23 protein-coding genes and 1 pseudogene are annotated in these 25,240 nt (G+C 56.4%); 14 read left to right on the top strand and 10 right to left on the bottom strand.

The window, feature by feature from the left end; translation table 11 throughout:
* Positions 1-103 precede the first annotated feature (103 nt).
* The gene (locus QRN85_RS05010; protein WP_284757042.1) at positions 104-763 is read left to right on the top strand and encodes an acyltransferase family protein; all 660 of its coding nucleotides are present in this window, start codon (positions 104-106) and stop codon (positions 761-763) included.
* A 23-nt stretch (positions 764-786) separates the two neighbouring features.
* Positions 787-1,227 carry an acyltransferase family protein gene (locus QRN85_RS05005; RefSeq protein WP_284757043.1) on the top strand — a complete coding sequence of 147 codons (441 nt, stop codon included), beginning with the start codon at positions 787-789 and terminating at the stop codon, positions 1,225-1,227.
* Between the two features lie 10 nt (positions 1,228-1,237).
* Here QRN85_RS05005 and zwf read toward each other — a convergent pair whose 3' ends face one another.
* Both zwf and gnd read right to left on the bottom strand, forming a co-directional pair.
* Complete coding sequence (gene zwf, locus QRN85_RS05000; RefSeq protein WP_284757044.1) at positions 1,238-2,614, bottom strand: glucose-6-phosphate dehydrogenase; 1,377 nt, start codon at positions 2,612-2,614, stop codon at positions 1,238-1,240.
* A gap of 18 nt (positions 2,615-2,632) precedes the next feature.
* Positions 2,633-3,649 carry a phosphogluconate dehydrogenase (NAD(+)-dependent, decarboxylating) gene (gnd, locus tag QRN85_RS04995; protein ID WP_284757045.1) on the bottom strand — a complete coding sequence of 339 codons (1,017 nt, stop codon included), beginning with the start codon at positions 3,647-3,649 and terminating at the stop codon, positions 2,633-2,635.
* Between the two features lie 384 nt (positions 3,650-4,033).
* Between gnd and tkt the strand changes: the two are divergent.
* From tkt to QRN85_RS04980, 3 genes and pseudogenes are all read left to right on the top strand, one after another.
* Positions 4,034-5,994 (top strand): annotated as a pseudogene (tkt, locus tag QRN85_RS04990) (transketolase).
* A 257-nt stretch (positions 5,995-6,251) separates the two neighbouring features.
* The gene (locus QRN85_RS04985) at positions 6,252-7,019 is read left to right on the top strand and encodes a helix-turn-helix domain-containing protein (protein ID WP_284757046.1); all 768 of its coding nucleotides are present in this window, start codon (positions 6,252-6,254) and stop codon (positions 7,017-7,019) included.
* A 255-nt stretch (positions 7,020-7,274) separates the two neighbouring features.
* The gene (locus QRN85_RS04980) at positions 7,275-9,182 is read left to right on the top strand and encodes a methyl-accepting chemotaxis protein (protein ID WP_284757047.1); all 1,908 of its coding nucleotides are present in this window, start codon (positions 7,275-7,277) and stop codon (positions 9,180-9,182) included.
* A gap of 146 nt (positions 9,183-9,328) precedes the next feature.
* On the opposite strand, the gene QRN85_RS04975 is transcribed toward QRN85_RS04980, so the two are convergent.
* Positions 9,329-9,889, bottom strand: coding sequence for a DNA-3-methyladenine glycosylase (locus QRN85_RS04975; protein WP_284757242.1), 561 nt, complete (start codon positions 9,887-9,889; stop codon positions 9,329-9,331).
* 107 nt (positions 9,890-9,996) lie between these two features.
* Here QRN85_RS04975 and QRN85_RS04970 point away from each other — a divergent pair, with 107 nt between their 5' ends.
* From QRN85_RS04970 to QRN85_RS04960, 3 genes are all read left to right on the top strand, one after another.
* Positions 9,997-10,773 carry an SDR family oxidoreductase gene (locus QRN85_RS04970; protein WP_284757048.1) on the top strand — a complete coding sequence of 259 codons (777 nt, stop codon included), beginning with the start codon at positions 9,997-9,999 and terminating at the stop codon, positions 10,771-10,773.
* Positions 10,774-10,908: 135 nt separating this feature from the next.
* A complete protein-coding gene (locus tag QRN85_RS04965; RefSeq protein WP_284757049.1) occupies positions 10,909-11,964 on the top strand; it encodes a L,D-transpeptidase family protein in 1,056 nt (351 codons plus the stop codon).
* Positions 11,965-11,991: 27 nt separating this feature from the next.
* Positions 11,992-12,732, top strand: coding sequence for a L,D-transpeptidase (locus tag QRN85_RS04960; protein ID WP_113097908.1), 741 nt, complete (start codon positions 11,992-11,994; stop codon positions 12,730-12,732).
* A 12-nt stretch (positions 12,733-12,744) separates the two neighbouring features.
* Here QRN85_RS04960 and QRN85_RS04955 read toward each other — a convergent pair whose 3' ends face one another.
* The 6 genes from QRN85_RS04955 to QRN85_RS04930 form a co-directional block, all read right to left on the bottom strand.
* Positions 12,745-13,785 (bottom strand): response regulator, encoded by a 1,041-nt coding sequence (locus tag QRN85_RS04955; RefSeq protein WP_082469719.1) that lies wholly within the window; start codon positions 13,783-13,785, stop codon positions 12,745-12,747.
* Between the two features lie 7 nt (positions 13,786-13,792).
* A complete protein-coding gene (locus tag QRN85_RS04950) occupies positions 13,793-14,230 on the bottom strand; it encodes a response regulator (protein ID WP_062588244.1) in 438 nt (145 codons plus the stop codon).
* Positions 14,227-15,681: a sensor histidine kinase gene (locus tag QRN85_RS04945; RefSeq protein ID WP_284757243.1), complete on the bottom strand. Its 1,455-nt coding sequence runs from the start codon at positions 15,679-15,681 to the stop codon at positions 14,227-14,229. Before QRN85_RS04945 ends, QRN85_RS04950 begins: the two co-directional genes overlap by 4 nt.
* Positions 15,682-15,935: 254 nt before the next feature.
* Positions 15,936-16,889 carry an acetyl-CoA carboxylase carboxyltransferase subunit alpha gene (locus tag QRN85_RS04940; RefSeq protein WP_284757050.1) on the bottom strand — a complete coding sequence of 318 codons (954 nt, stop codon included), beginning with the start codon at positions 16,887-16,889 and terminating at the stop codon, positions 15,936-15,938.
* Between the two features lie 63 nt (positions 16,890-16,952).
* Positions 16,953-17,906: a site-specific tyrosine recombinase XerD gene (gene xerD, locus QRN85_RS04935; RefSeq protein ID WP_112962148.1), complete on the bottom strand. Its 954-nt coding sequence runs from the start codon at positions 17,904-17,906 to the stop codon at positions 16,953-16,955.
* Between the two features lie 18 nt (positions 17,907-17,924).
* Positions 17,925-18,077 carry a hypothetical protein gene (locus tag QRN85_RS04930; protein ID WP_112962149.1) on the bottom strand — a complete coding sequence of 51 codons (153 nt, stop codon included), beginning with the start codon at positions 18,075-18,077 and terminating at the stop codon, positions 17,925-17,927.
* A gap of 171 nt (positions 18,078-18,248) precedes the next feature.
* Between QRN85_RS04930 and QRN85_RS04925 the strand changes: the two genes are divergently transcribed.
* Entirely contained in the window at positions 18,249-18,851 is a 603-nt protein-coding gene (locus tag QRN85_RS04925) for a shikimate kinase (RefSeq protein WP_062588439.1), read from the top strand.
* Positions 18,848-19,978 (top strand): 3-dehydroquinate synthase, encoded by a 1,131-nt coding sequence (gene aroB, locus QRN85_RS04920; RefSeq protein ID WP_112962150.1) that lies wholly within the window; start codon positions 18,848-18,850, stop codon positions 19,976-19,978. The genes QRN85_RS04925 and aroB overlap by 4 nt, the downstream gene beginning before the upstream one ends.
* A 10-nt stretch (positions 19,979-19,988) precedes the next feature.
* On the opposite strand, the gene QRN85_RS04915 is transcribed toward aroB, so the two are convergent.
* Positions 19,989-20,270 (bottom strand): BolA family protein, encoded by a 282-nt coding sequence (locus QRN85_RS04915; RefSeq protein WP_284757051.1) that lies wholly within the window; start codon positions 20,268-20,270, stop codon positions 19,989-19,991.
* 114 nt (positions 20,271-20,384) lie between these two features.
* Here QRN85_RS04915 and QRN85_RS04910 point away from each other — a divergent pair, with 114 nt between their 5' ends.
* The 4 genes from QRN85_RS04910 to QRN85_RS04895 all read left to right on the top strand — a co-directional run bounded on the left by QRN85_RS04910 (position 20,385) and on the right by QRN85_RS04895 (position 25,094).
* Positions 20,385-21,002 (top strand): J domain-containing protein, encoded by a 618-nt coding sequence (locus QRN85_RS04910; protein ID WP_112962379.1) that lies wholly within the window; start codon positions 20,385-20,387, stop codon positions 21,000-21,002.
* A 64-nt stretch (positions 21,003-21,066) separates the two neighbouring features.
* The gene (cobS, locus tag QRN85_RS04905; RefSeq protein WP_062588233.1) at positions 21,067-22,056 is read left to right on the top strand and encodes a cobaltochelatase subunit CobS; all 990 of its coding nucleotides are present in this window, start codon (positions 21,067-21,069) and stop codon (positions 22,054-22,056) included.
* 97 nt (positions 22,057-22,153) lie between these two features.
* Complete coding sequence (gene cobT, locus QRN85_RS04900) at positions 22,154-24,058, top strand: cobaltochelatase subunit CobT (protein ID WP_062588231.1); 1,905 nt, start codon at positions 22,154-22,156, stop codon at positions 24,056-24,058.
* A 100-nt stretch (positions 24,059-24,158) separates the two neighbouring features.
* The gene (locus QRN85_RS04895; RefSeq protein ID WP_350225064.1) at positions 24,159-25,094 is read left to right on the top strand and encodes an esterase-like activity of phytase family protein; all 936 of its coding nucleotides are present in this window, start codon (positions 24,159-24,161) and stop codon (positions 25,092-25,094) included.
* Positions 25,095-25,240: the final 146 nt, after the last annotated feature.

Raw genomic sequence — 25,240 nt, 5'->3', positions numbered from 1 at the left:
CATGCTACGCTCGGCAAGTGCGTTGACGCCATCTTACCTGTAATGTGAACCGGGAGTGCCTGAATGCGTTTCAGGCACTGACTTTCTGCCTACAGGATGTGAGATGACCCAGATCGACGCCCCGCAACGTTTTGTCCTGCTTGATGGCGTCAGGGGCATCGCTGCGGTGGCCATCGTCCACCGCCACGCCGAAGCGTTTTTCGGTCGGCCGGAGGCGTCGAGCTATCTGGCGGTCGATCTTTTCTTCGCACTTAGCGGTTTCGTGCTTGCTCACGCCTATGGCGAAAAACTTGCCGGGCGCAGTGTCACGCCCTTCGCCTTCATGAAGGCGCGATTTCTGCGGCTTTATCCGCTCTATGCTATCGCGCTGCTATCTATGGCGCTGTTTTTCGCAACACTCTATTATCTGGACCTGCCGACGCCCATCGATGATCTGCACCGCAAGATCAGCCTCGCAGAGCTGGCTTTCGCACTATTGACGGGCGTTATGTTCCTGCCTGCTCCTTTCACGTTGACGCTGAATGGCGCCTTGTTCCTCATCAGTCCGGCTTGGTCTCTCTTTAACGAACTGGTGGTCAATCTTGCCTATGCGATCAAGGGCGCGCGTGCCGGTACGAAAGGCATCGCAGTTGTTTTGGGGGCCAGCGCTGTCGTTTTGATCTTTGCCGCATTTCACTCGGGCAAGCTTCATCTCGGATTTCGCTGGCACGAGATGTATGCGGGAATGGGACGGGTGTTTTCTCGTTTTTTGCCGGTGTCCTGATCTACCGCTACAGACGGGTGGCGATGGAGGTACGACCACTCCTCGCCACGCTTTGCCTTATCATTGTCGCTTGCGTGCTTTCCGTCCCCATCGAAGACGACATTCGGCCCTACTATGATCTGCTCTTCGTTCTTCTGGGCTGGCCACTCCTGCTTTCCATCTGCTGCGCAATTGCGCCGGGGCCATGGGTCGCCAGACTATCGGATTTTCTGGGAACGGCATCCTATGCCGTTTACGTGCTTCATATTCCGCTTCTCGCCTGGACCGTTTTCCTCTTTCCCGCACTCACAGAGCCAGAATTTGCGATCTATGCCGGTTCGGTCTTTATCGTTGTCACTGTTCTGCTCTCCTGGAGTCTCACGGTCTATTTTGATCAGCCTGTTCAAAAGCGGCTGAAGCGCTGGCTGAAGGCTGGAGCAAGTGGCGACAAAGCCAAGGCCTCCAGCCTTCCTGAAGGCGCATAAGAGATCGCGACTATGTTTCCGGATTGATCCAGCCATTTGGTGGACCAAAGCCAGCCATCTCGTCGCCCGGTCCCCATGTGCCGGGTGCGTAAGTAGCGGGAGCAGACTTGTTGTCCAGAACGGGCTCTACGATGCGCCAGGCAATTTCGCTTGCATCCTGGCGCGTGAAGAGTTGGGTATTGCCGTTCATTGCGTCGCTGATCAGGCGCTCATAGGGCTCCATATCTCCCTGATCGTCATCGACGGCGCAAAGTTCGATCTTTTCACCCGTCATGGCATCGCCAGCCGCTTTGCGCCGTGCTCCGATTGCGACGGAAACTTCTGGCGCGATGCGAAAGCGGATATAGTTGGCGTCCTGCGGCGCAATGTCATCGAACACGTTGAGCGGCGGCGGTTTCAGGCGGACGACCACTTCCGTTGCATGAACCGGAAGGTTCTTTCCCGCGCGGATGAAGAACGGTACATCCTTCCAGCGCCATGTATCGACGTAAAATCGCACCGCAGCAAATGTTTCCACCGATGATTCTGGCGCTACGCCCGGCTCTGAGAGATAGCCCTCGAATTGCCCCCGGACCACGTCCTCGTCCTTCAATGTGCGGACAGCTTTGAGGACCTGAACCTTTTCATCGATAAGGTCGTCTGCGGAGCGTCCCGAGGGCGGCTCCATCGCCAGCAGCAACAGGATGTTCAGGAGGTGGTTCTGGATGACGTCGCGAATGCATCCGACTTCGTCGTAGAAGCGTCCGCGGCCCTGAACACCAAAGTCTTCCGCCATGGTTATCTGGACACTCTCGACATGGTCGCGGTTCCAGATGGGTTCGAGAAACGAGTTTGCGAAGCGGAAATACAGCAGGTTCTGGATCGCCTCCTTGCCGAGATAATGGTCGATCCGGAATATCGACTTCTCCTCAAAGACGATGTGCAACACCCGGTTCAGCCAGCGGGCGGATTGCAAATCGCGGCCGAATGGCTTTTCCACCATCAGCCGCGCGCCCGCAGCACCGCCGGATTGCTCAAGACCCTGGATGACGGGCTCGAACATGCTGGGCGGAATGGCGAGATAGTAGAGAGGATGCCTGCCATCGCCGATGGCTTCCTTCAATTTGTCGAAGGTCGACTGATCCCGGTAATCGCCGCTCACATAGCGCAAAAGGGATGCCAGCCTGGCGAACACCGCCTCATCGACGGTGCCAACCGCCCGGCTAATGCCTTCCCTTGCACGCGCGGTGAGTTTTTCGATATCCCAGTCGTCGAATGCGATACCGATTATCGGCTCATTCAACATGCCTCTCTGCACCAGCGCGTAGAGCGCCGGAAATATCTTCTTGTAAGCGAGATCGCCTGTGGCTCCAAAAAGGACCAGCGTATCCGATCGTATTTCGGTCATGGTAACAGCCCTCGCTCTCTACTTGTCGGAAACCGGCTTTTCATGGTGGCCGCCAAAGGCAAACCGCATGGCTGAGAGCATCTTGTCCGCATAGAGGGACTCACCCTGCGACGTGAAGCGCTGAAACAGAGCGGAAGACAGGACCGGTGTCGGGACGCCCGTGTCTATCGCGGCCTTGAGCGTCCATCGGCCTTCTCCGGAGTCCGAAACCCTGCCGCCATATGCGGAAAGCTCAGGGTCTTGCCTCAGCGCATCCGCCGTCAGGTCCAGCAGCCAGGAACTGATGACACTGCCATGGCGCCACACCTCTGACACAGCCGCCATGTCGATATCGAACTGGTAATATTGCGGTGTCTGTAACGGGCTGGTTTCCGCATCGACATCCCGCGACTTTTTGCCGGCATTGGCAGCTTTCAGGATGTTCATGCCCTCGGCATAGGCCGCCATCATGCCATACTCGATACCATTATGAACCATTTTGACGAAATGCCCGGCACCGGTTGGCCCGCAATGTAGATATCCGAGTTGCGCGGTTCGCAATCCTTCGTTTGTGGCATCGGCGCTCGTTGATGCTCCTGGCGCCAGCGTGGCGAAAATCGGATCGAGATGGCGCACGGCCGCCTCTGACCCTCCGATCATGAGGCAGTAGCCCCGCTCCGCACCCCAGACGCCCCCACTGGTGCCGACATCGACATATTCGATGCCGAGCGCCCGCAACTCTTCCGCCTTGTCGACATCGTCGTGGTAAAAGGAGTTGCCGCCATCAATGATGATGTCGCCCGGCGCCATCAGGGCTGCGACTTTGTCAACATTGGCGCCGGTGATGGCTGCTGGCAACATCAGCCAGGCACAGGCTGGCTTTTGAAGTTTGGAAACGAAATCGTCAATCGAGCTAGCACCCGTTGCGCCTTCCGATACCAGGGCCGCGACGCTTGCCGGATTGATATCGTAAACCACGCATTCGTGGCCGCCTTTCAGCAGGCGACGAACCATATTGGCGCCCATTCGGCCCAGTCCCATCATTCCGATCTGCATGTGATCATCCTTTGCGTCGTGACTTTGCGGTGAGAGCGTGCGTCTAGGCGAGGTGGGATGTGGTGTAGAGCACGCTGGATTTGCTTTAACCGGATATCCTTGTGGTGGTTCCGGTATGACTGAAATGTCGCGGTCCAAGCTCGTCGGCAATTGCGACATATCGATGTTTTTACGCTCGGACAGGAGACTCACATCGACGTGAAACCTGTCCCCCTTGGAACATTTGTTGGTGCAAGGGGCTTTCCCCATGACGACGTCGCAACTGCGCACATGTCGAGGAGCTTTCCCTTGAACGATCAAACCACCACCACGGCCGAAAAGGCTGTTCCACCTGCCCGCGATCCTCACCTGAGAGAGCTGGCCAATTGTATTCGCTTCCTGTCGATGGATGCTGTCGAACAGGCAAAGAGTGGGCACCCCGGTATGCCCATGGGCATGGCTGATATCGCCACGGTGCTATTCTCCGAATTCCTGACCTTCGATCCCCAGGATCCTTACTGGTTTGATCGGGATCGTTTTCTGATTTCGAATGGGCATGGCTCGATGCTGCTATACAGCCTGTTGTACCTCACCGGTTACGAAGACATGACGCTGGACGAAATCAGGAACTTTCGGCAGATCGAAAGCCGCACAGCCGGGCATCCCGAATATCACCATGCGACAGGAATCGAAACGACGACTGGCCCGCTTGGGCAGGGACTGGCCAATTCCGTCGGCTTCGCTTTCGCCGAAAGAATCATGAATGCGTCCTACGGTGATGAGCTGGTGGACCACTTCACTTACGTTTTTCTGGGTGACGGTTGCCTCATGGAAGGGATCAGCCAGGAGGCGATCTCGTTTGCCGGGCATCGCAAGCTGGGAAGGCTGATTGCCTTCTTTGACAACAACTCCATTTCCATTGACGGCGCGACGAGCCTTGCCGAGTCAGATGATCAAACCGCGCGTTTTCGTGCATCCAACTGGCATGTCATCGAAATCGATGGCCATGACACGGATGCGATCCGGGATGCCATCATCGAAGCGCAGAAGGTGACCGACAAGCCAACGTTGATTTCGTGTCGCACGATCATCGGTTTCGGTTTTCCGACAAGGGCCGGAACGCAGAAAGCGCACAGCGATGCGCCGGGCGCGCAGGAAATTGAAGGTGCCCGTCGATTGCTCGATTGGCCATACCCACCCTTCGAAATCCCGCAGGAGCTTCTTGATGCGTGGCGGGAAATTGGCAAGCGCGGTCAGGAAAAAAGAATGGCTTGGCTGAAGCGTGTGGAAGAGAGCACCGGCGCGAAAGCGAAAGCTTCAAGCGTAGAATGGACGGAGAGTTGCCTGAAGGCTGGCGCGAGGCTATTACCAGCGCGAAAGAAGAACTCTCGAAAAGCGAGAAAGACCTTGCGACGCGTCAGTCGAGCGGCATCGTTCTCAATCACCTCTATGATGCCATTCCGGAGTTGCTTGGCGGATCAGCTGATCTGACGCCATCAAACAACACGAAAGCCAAGAACCAGATCGAGATTGCGGCTGGAGAGTTTTCGGGGTCCTACGTTCATTACGGCGTCCGCGAGCATGGCATGGCTGCCATCATGAATGGAATTGCCTTGCATGGTGGGTTGATACCCTATGGCGGCACCTTCCTGACATTCTCGGACTATTGCCGTCCCGCGATCCGGTTGGCCGCCATGATGGAAATCCGCACGATCTTTGTGATGACGCATGATTCCATCGGGCTTGGTGAAGATGGACCCACGCACCAGCCGATCGAGCATCTGAGCGCGCTCCGTGCCATACCGCAACTCGCGGTCTACAGGCCCGGCGACTCTATCGAAACTGCGGAATGCTGGGAGTCTATCCTCGATACACCGAGACAGGCTGCCCTCATCGCCTTGTCTCGCCAGCCGATGCCGCAGCTGAGGCGCGGCACAGATAGCGAGAATCTCTCTGCCAAAGGCGGTTATGTCCTTCTGGAAGCGGAGGGCGGAGAGCGGGAGATGACGATCTTCGCCGCGGGATCAGAGTTGCAGCTTGCGGTAGAAGCCCGCGACACCTTGCAGGCGGACGGCATACCGACGGCGGTAGTGTCGATGCCGTGCAGGATGCTGTTTGAGAAGCAGGATATGGCCTATCAAAACGCTGTGGTTGGCAAAACGCGGGCGCGTGTCGCCGTAGAGGCGGGGGTTCGTGACTCCTGGGATCGATATCTCGGTCTCGATGGCAAGTTTGTCGGGATGCATCGGTTCGGCGCGTCCGGCAAAATTGACGACGTCTACAAGAAATTCGGGATAACGACCGAGGCGGTCATCTCGGCCGCGCGTGAATCCATTCTTGCCGCAAAAAGCTCTGAAACTCTATAAATCGGCAGGTCGCAGGATCTCCACGAGATGATCCTGCGACTTTTTTCATAAAAAATGAACGGAAATACAACCTTCCCACGAAGAATATAAGAATTAATAATTGCTACATTATTCAGCCGAGGATATATATATTTGCGGATTCGCTGTTTCTATATCTTGATACAGAAATATATAATTTAGTTGTATTGAATGTGGCTTTTCTGATTCGAGTAGTTTTCTTAAATCAATTGAGTCGAAAAGCTTAGGGAAAATCTGGTATGACTGTCGAAGTGCCAGTCGAAGAGTTGGCGCAGCTTGATGAGCAAGTTGTCAAAATTCATACAGCCTCTGATATTTGTCAGCTGGTAGAGGCGTTAACCGGAGCAATCAGGTGGCTCGGTTTTGATGACCTTGCCATTGCCGTCAACAAACGGAATCCATATGATTCGACATTGACGCCCGATATCTGCAGCAGACCGGAGCCGTTCATCGGCATATATCAGAAGCGGAGGCTCTTCGAGAACGATCAATATCTCAAGCGATGCCTGTCCAGCGGCACGCCCAAATGGGCGACGGTAGATGTGAACCATCCTGAGCCCTTTGTTCGTGAGTTAAGCCATTTTCTTCTGTCGCATAATATCCATTCGGCAGTACATGTTCCTCTGCCAGCAAAGAAAGGCTGCTCCAGCAGCATGATTGCAACGGCGTCCCGAACAGACGTTCAACGCACTGATATCCTTAATAAGTTGGCAATTCTGGCTCGTGCCTCCATGATGAAGCTGGAGCTTTTGCGGTCCGTACCCTGCGAACTTGCCGACAAGGAAGAAAGACTTGATCTTCTGACGGCGCAGCAGATTGAAATATTGAAATGGGCGGGTGAGGGAAAGTCCAACTCGACGATCGCTGTCATCATGGGGCTCAGCAAGGCTGGCGTCGACTATCATTTCCGGGCAATTATTTCGAAGCTTGGCGTTGCCAGCAGAACGCAGGCCGTTGCGATCATTGCGCGTCAGAATGATGCCGCGCTGAGGGCCAAGAACGCTTGATTGGCGAAGGCACAGCTCTTCGCTAGTTTTACCTTAAAATCAGTGTGTTGAAAACTGATTAACTGGTTAGTTCACCATCGCATCTTTTCGAATAAATTTGAATTAAATGCTGCACAGGCTTTAGCGGACCCAGATGGCCAAGGGTTCACTCCGCGGACATGTGTGCTTTCGGCATCCAATGAATGGGTGCGGCCTCGCAGATGCAATATGGAATGACGCCCTGAAACAGGGCGCGTAAGATACGGAAATCGCAGAATGCTTCTCGACAATCTTGCCATAAGAACCAAGATTCTTGCTGTCGTTGTTCCCCTGTGCCTGGCAGGTCTCGCCTCGACATCTTACGTCTCGAAGCAGATGAAGGATGTTGGACACGTTTACTCCAACTTCATCGAAGTTGATACGACGGCGTCGGTCGATATGGCCCGCGCGAGTCGAAGCCTCTCTTCCACCGCTTATGCCGCCTATCAGATCATGGCCTATGAGGTTGGCACAGACGGTTTTGAAGCGGCCACCAAGCTTTACGACAGTTCGAAAAAAGCCTTACGCCGTCGCCTCGCTGAAGCTGCTGGAAAAATTCCTTCGGAGGCAGCTTTCGTCAGTGCCGTATCGAACGAAGCTGAAGAAATAATCGCCATTACGGAAAAAGCAGTCGAATTTGGTAGCAAGGATGACAACAAGAGCGCCCTTGCACAGCTCGCCCTCGCAGATGCCAAAATCGTTCCGCTGGGAGATAAGCTTGTGGCGTTTAACGAACGTCGTGCAGCTCTGTTGGCGGCAGAGAACAAAAAGCTTGGCGACCAAGTGAATGCGACAATTCTGTTCACACTGACGACGGTCGGTATCGTTTTTTTACTCGGAATCATCGTCGCGCTTTTCGTGGTTGCCAAAGGGGTAACGACGCCCATTGCAAGTTTGCTGAACAGAATGGCTTCGCTGGCATCAGGCGAGACAGAGGCGCCAATCGATGGCGTGGAACGCAGGGATGAGATCGGGCGAATGGCTGCTGCTGTGCAGGTGTTCCGTGAAAATGCGCAGGAGCGTCAGCGTCTTGAGCGTGAAACGGAGGACAATCGCAGCATGAGCGAAAAAGAACGTGCCGCGCGTGAGGCTCAAGCTGCGAAAGACGCCTCGGACGTGAAATTCGCCGTCGACAATCTCGCCGAAGGCCTTGCAAAACTGTCAGAGGGCGATGTTTCCTATCGCATTCAACAGCCCTTTGTCGCTGGACTGGACACCGTAAGACAGGATTTCAACAATTCGGCTGAAAAACTGCAGGTCGCTCTCGGCCAGGTCTCTGAGAACGCCCGCGCGATTGATGCTGGTGCAAACGAAATCCGCTCTGCGGCCGATGATCTCGCCAAGAGGACGGAACAGCAGGCTGCTGCCGTTGAGCAGACCGCTGCGGCATTGGAAGAAATAACGACGACGGTGCGCGACTCGACAAAGCGGGCACATGAAGCGGGGGACCTTGTCTCGCGTGCCAAATCCGGTGCCGAAAAATCCGGTGAGGTCGTCCGTCGGGCAGTGATGGCGATGGAGAAGATCGAAAGGTCATCGGCAGAGATTGCCAATATAATCGGCGTTATCGATGAAATCGCATTCCAGACCAACCTGCTGGCATTGAACGCAGGCGTTGAAGCAGCGCGTGCGGGTGAAGCAGGAAAGGGCTTTGCGGTCGTGGCCCAGGAAGTGCGCGAGCTCGCGCAGAGATCGGCAAAGGCTGCAAAAGAAATCAAAGCGCTGATCACAACCTCCAGTGAACAGGTTCAGGAAGGTGTTGAGCTCGTCGGTGAAACGGGCGAGGCCCTGGAAATGATCGTCAGCGAGGTCCAGGAAATAAATCGTCACGTGTCGGCCATCGTTGAAGCCGCCCAGGAACAATCTTCAGGCCTTCAGCAGATCAATACGGCTGTCAATCAGATGGACCAGGATACGCAGAAGAATGCGGCGATGGTCGAGGAGTCGACAGCGGCCAGCCACACATTGGCCGGCGAAGTAGCTGCACTCAATCATCTTCTGGCGCAATTCAAACTGTCGGAACAGAAAGCCGTAGCAAGCTCGGCAAAACCAGCCGCACCGTCGCCCGCCCGCGCCTTGGGTCGCAAGTTGGCAACGGCCTTCTCAGGAAATGCAGCACTCAAGGCAGACTGGGAAGAGTTCTGATTGCCGAGGGGTGATCGGGTGAGGGTTTAAAGTTTCCGTCTGGTTTCGACCGGACGGGGCAGCTCGGCGGGACCTGTGGGGGCAGGTCTCGTCGAGTTTGCCATTTCAGCATTCGGAATATGCCCAGGAATGTTATTCCTGATAGGTCAGGGTGAGGTCTGAAACCTCCGGCTGAGGAAGCGTGAACCAAGAAGGCCGAAACGCCAGGGATAATCGGCAGCCTTCGATATGCCGATACGCGGACCGGTGACCACAGAAAAGCCTGTCATCCCTGATCTCAGAAATGCGGTTTCTCCCGACAAGGATGTGCCATCCGCCTCACTCGTTATTCCCATGGCCTGCGTTAGCTTGCCCGGACCGGAGCAGAGATTTGTGAGGTTATCACTGTTTCGGCGCATCTTCATCAAGTCCAGGCCCATCGTCGGCTCGATCGCTCGTATTAAGACCGCCGATCCCGGTGTGCAGACCACGTTCGCGCACCAGTGCAGCCCATAGGAGCGGTAGACATAGAGATGACCGGCTGGGCCGAACATGGTCCTGTTGCGCGTGGTCGGGCCGTTGAAGCTGTGCGAGGCAGGATCGTCCGATCGGTAAGCCTCCGTTTCAACGATTATGCCGCCCGTGTTGTTAAAAACAAACTCGCAGCCGATCAGCGCTTCGGCAACGGTCACGGCATCTCGGGAATAAAAGCTGTCTGGAAGGATCATCGGGAACGGGCTTTTTACTGGAACCACGCTCGGTGTGCGCTGTTCTCATTTCAAGATGTGTACTGATTGCGCCAGAAACGCAATGTCCAATAGGAAGGGAATGAAGCATGGGGTCTGCAAAGGTAGCGCTGGTTACGGGTGCCGGGTCAGGAATAGGAAGGGCTACAGCCCTGGCGCTGGCGAAAGATGGATTTGCCATCGGCGCCGTTGGCAGAACGAAAGATGAGCTTGATAAGGTCGTGGCAGAGATCAAGGCCGCAGGCTTTGAAGCATCCACCCTGGTAGCAGATGTTTCACGAGAAGATGAGATCGGCAATGCAATCTCACAACTGGTAGAGCTCTATGGTGGCCTCAACGTGGTTGTCGCCAATGCAGGAGTAAACGGTGTCTGGGCGCCAATTGAAGATCTGAAGCCTGACGAATGGGACCAGACCATCAACATCAATCTGCGTGGCACATATCTGACCATCCATAAATCGGTGCCCCACATGAAAGCCTCAGGCGGTGCAATCGTCATTGTTTCATCCATCAACGGAACACGAACCTTCACCTCTCCCGGCGCAACTGCCTATTCGGTAACGAAGGCCGGGCAACTGGCAATGGCACAACAGCTGGCGCTCGAACTGGCGCGCTACGCCATCCGGGTCAACGCCGTTTGTCCCGGCGCGATCGATACCGAAATAGATGACAACACGCGTATCCGGTCGAAAAAGGAAACGGCTATCCCCGTAAAGTGGCCCGAAGGGACGATCCCTCTTTCTGACGGTCGTCCGGGAACGAGCGAGGATGTTGCTGATCTGATTGCGTTTCTCGCAAGCGACAAATCCCGGCACATTACCGGCACGCCCGTGTGGATCGACGGAGGGCAGGGGCTGCTCGTCTGATCACTCACTTTGTTGTGTATCTATGATTAACGAGGCTTTAACGTAAATTCACGACCCTTATCCCTCAAGAGTTGCCGTTTTGCGGTCAACTTCTCCATGTAGGGCTTCGCTTACGGTGGCGGGTAAGGCGTTTTGATGAGCAGTGTGAAAAATTTGCGGGCAGGACCTGAGGGACTGCGGGGTTTGATCCATGGTTCGGTAAAGGCAGCAAGTGTTGCGGCAATCTGTGCCGTGCTCGCGGCGTGCACCTCGATGGGCTTCGACAGCGCCGATCGTGCTCCCCCAAAGCTGTCATCCAAAATTGCTGCATCCATGTCAGCGAAGGGAATGAAGCCTGAAAGCCCGGTTCTGGTCCGCATTTTCAAACAGGAAAGCGAACTCGAGGTCTGGAAAGTGGACAAGTCAGGGCACTACGCCCTGTTCAAGACCTATCCCATGTGCAGATGGTCGGGAAAGCTGGGCCCCAAGACGAAAAGCGGCGACCGTCAGGCACCGGAAGGCTTTTACCATGTCTCTGCTGGAATGCTGAACCCGAATTCACAATATTATGTTTCCTTCAATCTCGGCTATCCCAATCGGCTGGAATCGGCCCTCGGCTACACGGGCGAGGCACTTATGGTGCATGGTGCCTGCTCGTCTTCTGGCTGTTATGCCATGACGGACCAGCAGGTTGGCGAAATCTACGCCATTGTCGACAGGGCACTGAAGGGCGGACAGAACCAGTTTCAGGTTCAGGCCTATCCGTTCCGTATGACCGCGCGCAACATGGCAGCATACAAGAGCGATCCGAACCTTGGCTTCTGGAAGACCCTCAAGGAAGGCTATGACTATTTCGAGCTGACAAGGCGCCAGCCCAAGGTGTCCGTTTGCGGTAAGCGCTATGTGTTCAACACGGAATTTGCCGGCGGAGAGCCATCCGATCCGCTGGCAAGCTGCCCGCCAGCGGTCAGCCAGCCGGAGCCGGAAGTCGCCGCGAAGCTTAACGCCGAACAGCAGAAGCTCGCAGCAGCACTCGGTGGCGGAACTTCCAGCGCGGTCAATGCTTATGTCGACGGCGGAATGCATCCAAGTTTTCGTGCCATCCTGAAAAATGATGGTCCAAAAAGCATGGCAGCGAAGGTTTCCGGCACGAAATACCCCATCAGCCGCCCGGAAGCGGCACTCGCGGACCCGTTTGCGGGCTCGAGATGATCTATTTGACGAGGACAATATTTGAAAATGCTTGATTCGACCCGTCGGTCTTTCCTTTTGGGTTCGGGAGGCCTGGCTTTGTCGGCGCTTGCCGGATGTAACACCACGCAGCGCGAGGTGGTGCAGAGTGCAAGACCCGTAGCCGATCCTTTCTATGCTGAAATCTACGGTCCAAAACCGGACGAGATGTTTCCGCTTCCTGCCATTCCCTACGAAAAGATCGATCGCCGCTTCTACCGGCAGATGGTGGACAATCCGACTGGCGAGCGTCCCGGCACCATTGTTGTCGATACCGCCAATCACTTCCTCTATCTGACCTATGAGGGCAATCAGGCCATGCGCTATGGTGTGGGCCTGGGCCGTGCCGGATTCGAATGGGCGGGCAGGGGCGTCATTCAATACAAGCGGCAGTGGCCACGCTGGACGCCGCCTGATGAGATGATTGCCCGCCAGCCGGAGCTTCAACCCTACAGTGCTGCCAATGGCGGCATGGCGCCTGGGCTGATGAACCCGCTTGGTGCCCGCGCTCTTTATATCTTCAAGGATGGTCGCGATACGATCTACCGGCTGCACGGATCGCCGGAATGGTGGACGATCGGAAAATCGGTATCGTCCGGCTGTGTGAGACTGATGAACCAGGACATCATCGACCTCTATAATCGTGTGCCCGATGGCACACCGATCGTCGTCATGTCCGGTGCCGCTGCGGCTCCGCAAATGGTCATGGCGCCAGACGCCTCCGTGGGCCCGGGCCCGGATTATTATTAGGATCTGACAGGATCAGTGCGATAAATCGGCCTCTTCCCACTGGATGCGAATTCTTGCTCCAGTGGTGGCAGGTCCTGTTGACTGCGTGATGTCTGCCTTCAGGCTCTGAGCCATGGCGGTAATGAGCCGCGTGCCAAGACCCGTGCCCTTTGGCTGATCGCTATCGCCAATGCCTACGCCATCGTCTTCGACAAAAAGTCGGATTTGGCCGTCTTGCCGCTCCAGACGAATGCGAATGTCGCCTTCACCTTCTGGATAGGCGTATTTCAGCGCGTTGGTCGTCAACTCGGTTACGATAACCCCCAGCGCCACGGCCTGATCGGGCGAGGCCTTCACATTGGCCATGTCGGTTAGAATACGGATTTTCTCATTGTCGCGCGCCGAGCGGCCGAGATCCTGAATGATGGATGAGAGGTAGGAATCGAGCTCGACCTCCCCGACATTATAGGCGGTGTAAAGACTGCGATGAACACCTGCGATGGCCGAGATGCGGCTTTGGGTCTCAAGTAGCGCGGTGCGCGCCTCCTCGGTCGCCACCGCGTTAAGCTGCATCCGTATCATCGCGGAGACCAGCGAGAGGCTGTTGGCGATGCGGTGATTCATCTCCTTGGCCATCAGTTCGGCGCGTTCCTTCGCCTGCAGCAGTTGCGCTTCCGCTTCTTCCTTCGCCCGGCGCAGCTGGAAGTTTTCAAGCGCCTGCTGGATGGAGTTCAGCAGAAGCGGGAAGAAGTCGTCGCCGACATTCTTGATGACATAGTCCGCCGCGCCCGCCTTCAGGGCATCAATGGCAATCTGTGCTTCGCTGGCGCCCGTAACGTAAAGAACCGGGATGGTCCGGCAGGCCTCTCCGATGGCAGCCAGGAATTGCAGCCCGGTACCGTTCTGGAAGTAATGATCGAGCACAACCGCATCGAATGTGTTGGCCTCAAACTCTTTCAGACCAGCGGCAACGGATGCTGCATGGACCACCGCTATGTCGTGACGGCCGAGCACGCGCTGAGCGAGCTTAGCCAGCGTCGGATCGTCATCGACATACAAAATGTTCAACGTCATTAAACTTTCACGGGACCTGAATAACGGAGAAGAAAAGTCCAAGATTGCGGATTGCGGTCGCGAAACCCTCATAGTCTACCGGCTTGGTGATATAGACATTCGCGCCAAGATCATAGCATTTCTGTATCTCGGTCTCGTCATCCGTTGTGGTCAGCACGACAACAGGCAGGCGCTTGGTGTGCTCATTGCTCTTGATCTGCTCAAGGATCCGTATTCCTGACGTGTCCGGCAGGTTCAAATCCAGCAGGATCAGCAGGTAGCGATCCTTGCTCACAAGGCCGTCCCGTTCCGGGCCGAGAATGTAGTCCAGCGCCTTGTGGCCAAGGGTGAAGGGCACAATCTCATTGTTGACGCCGGCACGTCTTACGTTCTTTTCGATAAGGCGCGCGTGACCTTCATCGTCTTCGATCATCACGATCGTTACTTCTTGTCCTGTGGCTTTCATATATCGCTCCCGCGCGTAATTTTTCGAAGGTCCGTCGGCAGTGTCAGATGGAATGTGCTTCCTTTGCCGAGCTCGGACGCGACCGTAATGTCTCCACCTAAATTTCTTATTAGCGACCGCACATGAGCAAGGCCGATGCCTTCGCCTTGCTGATCCTGCTCGCCCGCACGGCGGAAAAGCTCAAAAATCCGCTCGAAATCGTCTTCTGCAATCCCGCGGCCATTGTCGCTGACATCAATGCGAACGATGCCACGGCCCTGCGGCAGAATGCGGGCGGAAATCTTCAGCGGTCTTCCGGGCATCTGGTATTTGACGGCGTTGTCAAAGAGATTGCCCAGTATCTGGTCCAGCGAAATGCGATCGCTGATGACCGTAAAGCTTGGCACGTCGATGTCTATGCTGCCATCCACCGCGCTGACCTGATGCTGAACGCTTGCTCCTGCCGCAATCAGCAGATCCTTGATGTCGACTTTTTCAGCCTGAAGCTTGCGTCGGCCATCGCGGGATATTTTCAGGATCGCATTGATGAGCTGGTCCATCTTGCGGGTCGAGGAACGGATGAAGCCAATCGCTTCCGGCAGGTCTTCCTTGACCGCGGTCTTTGCATCCTGCACGTCGCGCTCGGGCAGTGCTGCGCCATCCGCCAGAACATAGGCCTGCACGGGCTTCAGCGATGCATCGAATTCCGACAGAAATCCCATGATGTTGACCAATGGTGCGCGCAGATCGTGGGTTACGATATAGGCAAATCTCTGAATTTCCTGATTGGCGCGAATAAGATCGCGCGTTCTTTCGTCGACGCGCTCTTCGAGCCCCCGGTTGAGTTCATCGACCTCTTCTCGTGAGCGCATCAGTTCGCGAATGTATTTCATGATGAGCGCAAGGGCACCGATCAACACGCCGGTGATTGCGACGGCGCCGACGATTGTCACCCAACGAAGGTTTTCGGCAGCGGAAAGCTGATTGGCGACAAGGATGCGAAGGTGATCGTCGGTGATTTGCTGGAAACGATTGAGCGTTTCACGGATCTCGCGCATGTAGATCAGACCAGTGTCACGGCGGACCAGATCCACGGCATCCTGCGTGCGGTTGGCGCGCATGAGGTCTATGCCCTCACCGATCTCTGCGAGCTTTCGGTCGAGATTGGCCTGCAGGCCCTCTATGTCCCCCAAATACTCCTGCCTGTCACCAATCCTTTCGACAAGAAGAGCGCGTTTGGCCGCCAGTGTGTTGACCGCCTCGCGGTAAGGAGCAAGATAGCGCTCGTCGCCGGTCAGGAGAAAACCGCGCTGCCCCGTCTCGGCATCCTGCACTGTTGTCAGCACATCCAGAATCGAAGCGCGCAGCCGCCGCAACGAGGCAGTTTCCTGCGAATATTCATTGTTGGCCTGCACCAGCCATAGCGATGTTGCCACCATGCCGACGAGCAGAGCAACGCCTATTCCCAGCATGATGAGTGTTCGGCGAATGAACGCAGATAATTTTGCCAACGAATGCCCCGCAGTTTTTAAGCTGTTTCGTAAGTAATCCGCCAGCGATGCCTTATGCAAGACGTTGGTGCATCAATGGTCGAGTTGTTCACTTTTATCGAACAGAGGCGGTGACGATTCTCGCGATGTAAGCGGACTCTGTGGGTGGAAGAAAAAAAAAAAGCCCGCCAGCAATGCGCCGACGGGCCGATTTTCTTGAAGGAATTGACGCCTGCTTAGAGGTTACGCCCGATATCGAGGAATTTTTGGCGACGCTCTGCGCGCAGCTGTGTTCCAGATTGCGGGATCAGTTCCTTCAGTGCTGCCTCGATCGTCTTGCCGGTCGCATCGATGACCTTGGCAGGGTCGCGATGCGCGCCGCCCATCGGCTCGGGAATGATAGCGTCGATGACGCCGAGACCCTTCAGATCATCCGAGGTGATCTTCATGTTGGTTGCTGCTTCCTTGGCGCGGGTGGAATCGCGCCAGAGGATGGAGGCTGCACCTTCCGGTGAGATAACCGAATAGATCGCGTGCTCAAGCATGTAGACGCGGTTGCCGGTGGCGATGGCGATTGCACCGCCCGAGCCGCCTTCACCGATGACGACCGATACGATAGGAACTTTCGCGTTGAGGCACATTTCCGTCGAGCGCGCGATGGCCTCAGCCTGGCCTCGTTCTTCGGCGCCAACGCCCGGATAGGCTCCGGCCGTGTCGATCAGCGTGACGACGGGCAGCGAGAAACGATCCGCCAGTTCGAGAACACGGATGGCCTTGCGGTAACCTTCAGGCCGAGGGCTGCCGAAATTGTGCTTCAGGCGTGACTTTGTGTCGCTGCCCTTTTCCTGGCCGATAATCGCAACGGGCTGGCCGTTGAACCGAGCAAGACCTGCCTGGATCGCTGCGTCCTCGGCAAATTTGCGGTCGCCGGCCAGCGGCGTGAAGTCCGTGAACAGGGCCTTGGCATAGTCCACGAAGTGCGGACGCTGCGGATGCCGCGCGACCTGCGTCTTCTGCCAGGCGTTAAGCTTGGAGTAGATGTCCTGCATCGCGTCCTGGACGCGGCTTTCAAGGCGTGAGATCTCCTCCGAGGTATCTATACTCTCGTCTTCGGCAGCGAGTTTCTTTAACTCGAGAATCTTGCCTTCCAGGTCAGAGATAGGTTTTTCGAAGTCGAGGTAGTTGTGCATGAGATCCGTTTCCGATCGTTTTGCGCAAGGTTTGACCGGGTGGTCCCGGCGGTTCCGGTCGCTCTATTCAAGGTTTTTGGCCTGTTTGGCAAGAGGGTGGTGCGTTTGTACCAGCTCTTGAAGCCGTTCTTCCAGCACATGTGTATAGATTTGTGTCGTTGAAATGTCCGAATGGCCCAGCAGTTCCTGCACTGCGCGCAGGTCTGCACCGTTCTGGAGAAGGTGGCTGGCAAAGGCGTGGCGCATGACATGCGGCGATATTGCCGATGGCGAGAGCCCCGCGCGGATGGCAATGTCCTTGAGGTCGCGGGCAAAGACCTGCCGGGGGAGATGCCCCTCCTTGCCACTGGAAGGAAAAAGCCAAGGGCTTTCCGGCTCACCTTCCTTTTTTGGAACAAGGGCGGATCTCGCCCGGTCATAAGCTTCCATCGCCTTTATGGCCGCCCGCGACAGCAGCACCATACGGTCCTTGTTGCCCTTGCCACGGATCATCAGAAACCGACCGTCATGACGCAGAACCTTGGCTGGCAGCGATACGAGTTCGCTGACGCGCATTCCCGTGGCGTAAAGCAATTCCAGCAGGAGATGCATCCGGATACGGGAAATCTGCCCCGGCCCTTCTGTTTCGGCTTCCTTCGATGCCTGCGCAAGAAGCGTCGTAACGTCTGCCACGCTCATAATTTTTGGAAGAGGGCGTCCTTTTTTGGGTGCGTCCAATATGCCGGTCGGATCGTCGCCACGCAGCCCTTCCGAATAGAGGAACTTGTAGAACTGCCGCATGCAGGACAGGCGACGGGCCTGCGAAGACGAGGCAAAGCCGTTGGCAGAAAGAGATTCGAGATAGGCGGAAAGATCGCTGGTCGTAGCCTCTGATATCGCGATGTTGCGACGATTGAGAAAGTCTCGCATGTCGGTAAGGTCGCGCTCGTAGGATGAGAGCGTGTTTGCCGCTGCCCCTCGCTCCGCACTCATCATTTCCAGAAAACTGTCGAGCCTTGCGGCGTCCTGACTGGCCATTGAAGGGATTTTCCGTCGTCAGGGCGTGGGTGGATTGAGGCGCTCGGATGGTATCCGCACCGTCACTTCACGCGGCTTCGGTTCCACCAGCATCACCAGCGACACCATGCTGCCGTAGATGATGCCAGCGATGGCTGCCAGCACGAACAGGAAACGGAAGAGGGTGGGCATGGACACTCCGGTGCACGTGTTGGGCGACATATGAGATGCGGTTTGGGGAAGGACAAGGCCGAGGTCCGGTTATCCTTCGCGTGTTTCATATGATTCTCTTTCTATAAGGCGCAATTAGGCTTGACGCTTGGTAAACATTTGCAGATACCGATGCCAAACGGGCCATCATTCATGAGCGAAACCAACATAACGGTCCACCCCGGCACGGGTGGGAAAAGTCTGGGCGAAAGAGCACGAGCCAAGCTCGGCAGACGAAACCTCGTTTTTGTGGGTTTGATGGGGGCGGGCAAATCCGCCATCGGTCGGCTTGTTGCCCAGCAACTCAAAATCCCCTTTGTCGATACGGATGTCGAAATCGAGCGCGTATCGCGCATGACGATATCGGAACTGTTTACCGCTTACGGGGAAGACGAGTTTCGCGCGCTGGAAATGCGTGTCATCAAGCGGCTGCTGCGTGCCGGACCAAAGGTCGTGTCTACTGGCGGTGGCGCGTTCGTGAATGAAGCGACCCGCAGACAGATCAAGCGCAGCGGCGTTTCCATCTGGCTGAAAGCCGATCTGGACGTTCTCTGGGAGCGGGTCAACAAGCGCGATCACCGGCCGCTTCTCAAGACCGAGAACCCCAAGGCAACCCTGTTGGGGTTGATGGAGAGGCGCTATCCTATTTACGGGGAAGCCGACATAACGATTGAATCACGCGATGTCCGCAAGGAGATCATCGTGAATGAAGTCCTGCAGGCAATTGCAGGGGCAGAACAGAAGGCCTCATCATGACCGTCCACGAAACCATTGAAGAACGTCTTGTTCACGTACCGCTTGGGGAACGCGCCTATGACATCTTGATTGGTCCGGGTCTGATAGGCCGCGCAGGCGGTGAGATTTCCTCTCGCCTGAAAGGAAAGCGCGCCGCCATCGTAACGGATGAGCATGTCGCACCGCTTTACCTCGAAGCTTTGATGGATGGTCTGCAGACCGATGGTATCGAGGCGGTTTCGCTGACGCTTCCGGCTGGTGAAAAGACCAAGAGCTTCGATCATCTGGTAACCGTATGCGACACCGTGCTTGCTGCGCGTATCGAGCGTAACGATGCCGTCATCGCACTAGGCGGCGGCGTTATCGGCGATCTGGCGGGGTTTGCGGCTGGCATCGTGCGTCGTGGCGTGCGCTTCGTGCAGATACCGACGTCTCTTCTGGCGCAGGTGGATTCATCCGTCGGCGGCAAGACCGGTATCAATTCGCGTCACGGCAAGAACCTTCTTGGCGTATTCCACCAGCCCGACCTCGTCCTTGCGGATACGGCGGTGCTCGATACGCTGAGCCCGCGGGAGTTTCGCGCCGGTTATGCGGAGGTGGTTAAATACGGTCTGATCGACAAGCCTGAATTTTTTGAATGGCTGGAGAAGAACTGGAACGAGGTTCTCTCAGGTGGACCAGCCCGAATTCAGGCGATTGCTACAAGCTGTCAGGCCAAATCAGATGTCGTCGTGGCGGATGAAAAAGAAAATGGCGTCCGTGCGCTGCTCAATCTCGGCCACACTTTCGGCCATGCTCTGGAGGCGGCGACGGAATATAACAGCGAGCGCCTCGTGCATGGTGAAGGCGTTGCCATCGGTATGGTGCTCGCGCACGAATTTTCCGCACGTCTGAACCTGGCCAGCCCGGATGATGCGGCAAGGGTAAGAGCACATCTTGAGGCTGTCGGATTGCCGACGACCATGAAAGATATCCCCGGCAAGCTTCCCGATGTGGAGATGCTGATGACGGCCATCGCCCAGGATAAGAAGGTCAAGGGCGGTAACCTGACCTTCATCCTCACCCACGGTATCGGCAAGTCATTTGTTGCCAATGATGTGCCTGCTTCGGAAGTAAGATCCTTCCTCGGCGAAAAGCACCCCGGCTAACAACACATCGTCAAAAACGCGTCTTTTCTCCGGGCGCTGCAATTTCCAGCGCGAGTGCGTGCAGGCCGGCATCCAGTTCCGGCTTCAGCACTTCATTGAGCGCGCGATGCCGGTCGACGCGTGACTTGCCGGAAAAGCTTTCCGATACTATCTGAACACGCATATGGGTCTCACCCGTTCCGGTGATATCCGGATGATGTCCGGCGTGCATGTGGCTTTCGTCGAAGACGTTGAGCCGAACCGGCGAAAACGCCTCGTTGAGCTTGTTTTGAATACGCTCGCGCAAGGACATGTGTTCGGACTCCAAATCACTGTTGATCATAAAAAGGGGCTACCTAGAAACCCGTAACATTCTGCTTTGTCAATTCTTGTTGTGCGCGTTTTCGCGCACCATAATCAGGATATCATGAAACTGGATTCGAAATACTTCGACCGCATTCGCACGCGCCGTAAACGGGAGCGGGAGCCTGAGGTACAGGCCCCGACATGCCAGTGGGATGGCTGCGACAAGCCGGGCGTTCATCGCGCTCCCGTCGGCCGCAATGCCGAGGGGCAGTTTTTCATGTTCTGTTTTGAGCATGTGAAGGATTACAATAAAGGCTACAACTATTTCTCCGGCCTGTCTGATAGTGAAATTGCGCGTTATCAGAAGGAAGCGATAACCGGCCATCGCCCTACCTGGACGGTGGGCGTGAACAAGACCGCGAGCGATAGCCCGCTGCATTCCACCCTGCGTTCGGGTGCTGCCAATGCCCGTATCCGTGATCCGTTCGGCTTTGCGGGGCAGGGGCGCTCGGGCGGCCCGCGTTATCAGCAAAGCCGCAAACTCAAGACGCTGGAACAAAAAGCCTTCGATACGCTTGGTCTTTCTGTGAACGCCAAGCCTGAAGAGATCAAAAGGAGCTATAAGGACCTGGTGAAAAAACATCATCCTGATGCCAATGGCGGCGATCGCGGATCGGAAGAACGTTTTCGTGCTGTAATTCAAGCCTACCAATTGTTAAAGCAATCCGGTTTCTGCTAAGCCCTTTCATGTGATCGCCTGAAAGATATGTGGCCGGGTGGCTGCTACCCGCCTTGGAGACGTTATGAGCAAAATTGACCTCGATATTACCAATCTGCCGGACACGACCGTTTCGGTGCGTGAAGTCTTCGGTATCGACTCGGACCTGCGTGTGCCCGCTTATTCGCAGGGCGATGCCTATGTTCCTGATCTCGACCCGGATTACCTGTTTGACCGCGATACGACGCTCGCCATTCTCGCGGGGTTTGCCCACAATCGTCGCGTGATGGTGTCAGGCTTCCACGGTACCGGCAAGTCGACCCATATCGAGCAGGTCGCAGCACGGCTCAACTGGCCTTGCGTTCGCGTCAATCTGGACAGCCATGTCAGCCGTATCGATCTCGTCGGCAAGGACGCCATCGTGCTGAAGGACGGCAAGCAGGTAACCGAATTCAAGGACGGTATCCTCCCCTGGGCCTATCAGCACAATGTCGCGCTGGTCTTCGATGAGTATGATGCCGGACGCCCTGACGTGATGTTCGTTATCCAGCGTGTTCTGGAATCCTCTGGACGCCTGACCTTGCTCGACCAGAGCCGTGTTATCCGTCCTCACCCCGCTTTCCGCATTTTCGCGACGGCGAACACCGTAGGTCTGGGTGATACGACCGGTCTCTACCACGGTACGCAGCAGATCAACCAGGCGCAGATGGACCGCTGGTCCGTCGTCACGACGCTGAACTACCTGCCGCATGAGCAGGAAGTGAACATCGTCGTTGCCAAGGTGAAGAGCCTCGACAATCCAAAGGGTCGTGAGACTGCGTCCAAGATGGTCCGGGTTGCGGATCTTACCCGCTCGGCCTTCATCAATGGCGATCTTTCCACGGTCATGAGCCCGCGTACGGTCATTACCTGGGCGGAAAACGCGGAAATATTCGGCGATGTCGCCTTTGCCTTCCGCGTGACCTTCCTCAACAAGTGCGACGAGCTGGAGCGGACGCTCGTGGCCGAGCAGTACCAGCGCGCATTCGGTGTTGAGCTGAAGGAAAGCGCCGCAAACATCGTTCTGAGCGCCTGATATTCCCCGGTTTACCGGAGAGCATCACCGATGAGTTGAAGACGTCACCCGCAAGCCGTTTGGCTTTGGGTGACGTTCAGAATCGACAGGAAAGACAATGGCAGGCCGTGGCGACAATGTAAGACCCAAGTCGGGTATGGTGATCGATGCCGAACCTTTGCGTCAGGCCATCACCGGATGCGTGCGGTCGATTGCCGGTGATGCCGAAGTCGAGGTTGTTTTCGCCAATGAGCGGCCCGGTCTGGCAGGCGAGCGGATGCGCCTGCCTGAAATCTCCAAGAAGCCCACTGCGCAGGAGATTGCGGTTACCCGCGGCCTGGGTGATTCCATGGCATTGCGCCTCGCCTGCCATGATAGCGATATTCACGCGAACATGGCCCCGCAGGGGGCGGATGCACGGCTGATCTTCGATGCTGTGGAGCAGGCGCGGGTCGAGTCCATCGGCGCGCGGCGGATGCCGGGAATGGCATCGAATATCCGTGCGATGAATACGGAAAAATACGCCAAGGCCAATTTCGTCAACATCAACACGCAGGAAGATGCGCCACTGGCGGAAGCTGTCGCCATGATGGTGCGTGAGCGCCTCACAGGCGAAAAGCCGCCGGAAAGCGCCGGCAAGGTGCTGGATCTCTGGCGCCCCTTCATCGAGGGCAAGGCGGCGGCTGATCTTGAGGATTTGTCCAAGGTCGTCGAAGACCAGAAGGCTTTTTCGAAGCTCATCCGCAAGATGCTGACGTCCATGGAGATGGCTGAGGATTTCGGCGACGAAGACGATCAGCCCGAAAGCGAAGAGGCCGAAACCGACGAAGACCAGCCAGCCAGCAACGAGACGCAGGAAGAGCAGGTCGAGGAAGAAGCCGGTTCCGATGCTGCCCCCGCCGAGGAAAGCGAAGCTTCCCAGGAGCAGATGGAAGACGGCGAGATGGACGGCGCCGAGATGTCCGAAGACGAAATGTCCGACGACCTCGACGAGGATTCCGAGACGCCGGGCGAGACCCGTCGGCCAAACAGCCCCTTCGACGACTTCAACGAAAAGGTTGACTACCGCATCTTCACGCAGGAGTTCGACGAGGAAATCCACGCCGAGGAGCTTTGCGATGACGCGGAACTGGATCGCCTTCGTGCTTTCCTCGACAAGCAGCTCGCCCATCTTCAAGGGGCAGTCGGGCGTCTGGCCAACCGCTTGCAGCGCCGCCTGATGGCGCAGCAGAACCGCTCCTGGGATTTCGATCTGGAGGAGGGGTACCTCGATCCCGCACGTCTGGTGCGTCTGATCATCGATCCCATGCAGCCGCTTTCCTTCAAGAAGGAACGCGACACGAAGTTCCGCGACACTGTCGTTTCGCTTGTCATCGACAATTCTGGCTCCATGCGTGGCCGTCCCATCACCGTGGCTGCCACCTGCGCCGATATTCTGGCGCGGACGTTGGAGCGCTCGGGCGTAAAGGTCGAGATTTTGGGGTTCACGACGAAGGCCTGGAAGGGCGGACAGTCGCGGGAGCAATGGCTTGCGGGCGGTAAACCGCCATCGCCCGGTCGCTTGAACGACCTGCGGCACATCATTTACAAGTCGGCAGACGCGCCTTGGCGGCGTGCACGTCGCAACCTCGGCCTCATGATGCGCGAGGGGCTTCTCAAGGAGAATATCGACGGCGAGGCTTTGATGTGGGCGCATAATCGCCTCATCAACCGTCCTGAACAGCGCAAGATCATGATGATGATTTCAGATGGTGCGCCGGTTGATGACTCGACTCTCTCAGTCAACCCCGGCAATTATCTGGAGCGCCACCTGCGCGCCGTTATCGAGCAGATCGAAACGCGTTCATCCGTGGAACTGCTGGCCATCGGCATCGGACATGATGTGACGCGCTACTATCGTCGTGCGGTCACGATCGTGGATGCCGATGAACTTGCGGGCGCCATGACGGAACAGCTGGCTGCATTGTTCGAGGACACGAGCACTGCGCCGCGTCGTGGCAGCAGGATGCGCCGTGCAGGCTAGGCCTTTTCGCGCATCTACTTTGTTGCGATCCTTGTGTCGGTTGGTCGGTAACACGGCCGCTGTCGTCGCCTTGCCGTTCTTCACCTTTGCTCCGTCGAAAATGGCCGCTTCGACGCTGGACGTGGAGGTGCGGTCTAAACCCATCGTGGCTTTCAGCACCAAGTCGAGCCAGAAGCGCTTCGGCCAGCTGGAATTCGTCGGCGGCTTGATTTTCACGTCGCCTGAGCCTTTGTTCGGTGCCATTTCCAGCATTCGTTTTCTACCTGACGGCAAAGACTTCATTGCGGTGCTGGACACAGGCCACTGGATGAGTGGACAGGTCGAACGCAATGCCGATGGTGTTCTGTCCGGTCTTTCCCATGTCAAAATAGATCCCATCCTCGACGAGACAGGGAACGAGGCACGTCGCAAGCGCGACATGGATGCTGAGGGACTGGCAGTGCGGGGAGATACTGCCTTCGTCAGCTTCGAGCAGTTCCCACGCATCGGTGTGTTTTCAACGAAGAACCTTGCAGCTGCAACGCCCACCAGCAAAGTGCCGCACCTTCTTCCTGATCAGGAACTCAGGCGCAACGCCGGTTTGGAGACGCTTGTGCTTTCGCCAGCATCGAGCCCGCTTCAGGGTGCACTCGTCACCGTCACAGAGGCGAGTGTCGACACTCGTGGCAATCTCTACGCCGCTGTTCTGGACGGACCTCGAAAGGGTCTTTTCTTCGTTGCCAAGGATGCTTCCTTTTCAGTGACGGACGGCGCGTTTCTGGAAAATGGCGACTTGCTTCTGCTTGAGCGCCGCTTCAATCTCGCAGAAGGCGTGGGCATGCGGCTGCGCAGAATTTCTGCCGACACGATCAAACCCGGCGCAGTCGTCGATGGACCCATCCTGTTGGAAGCCGATCTCGCGTACCAGATCGACAATATGGAGGGGCTGGATGTGGTGAAAGGTGCCGATGGCTCGACCCGCCTGATCTTCGTTTCAGACGACAACCATTCCTTCTTGCAGCGCAGTCTCATGCTTGAATTCAAGCTCACCGACTAGATTGATTGCGCTTAAATGCGACTGGCTGGATGTTGCGTTGAACGAGAGCTATTCGAAATAGCTTACATATTACAGTAATTTAATATTATGCGGGCTTCCGTTTTGAGCTGTTGCGGCGTTAAGTGCTCAACAGGAAGAGCGGTGGC

The sequence above is a fragment of the Agrobacterium sp. fls2-241-TYG-188a genome (assembly GCF_030209845.1).
Note: the sequence above shows the minus strand (reverse complement) of the source record. Positions and strands in the feature narration are given on the sequence as shown.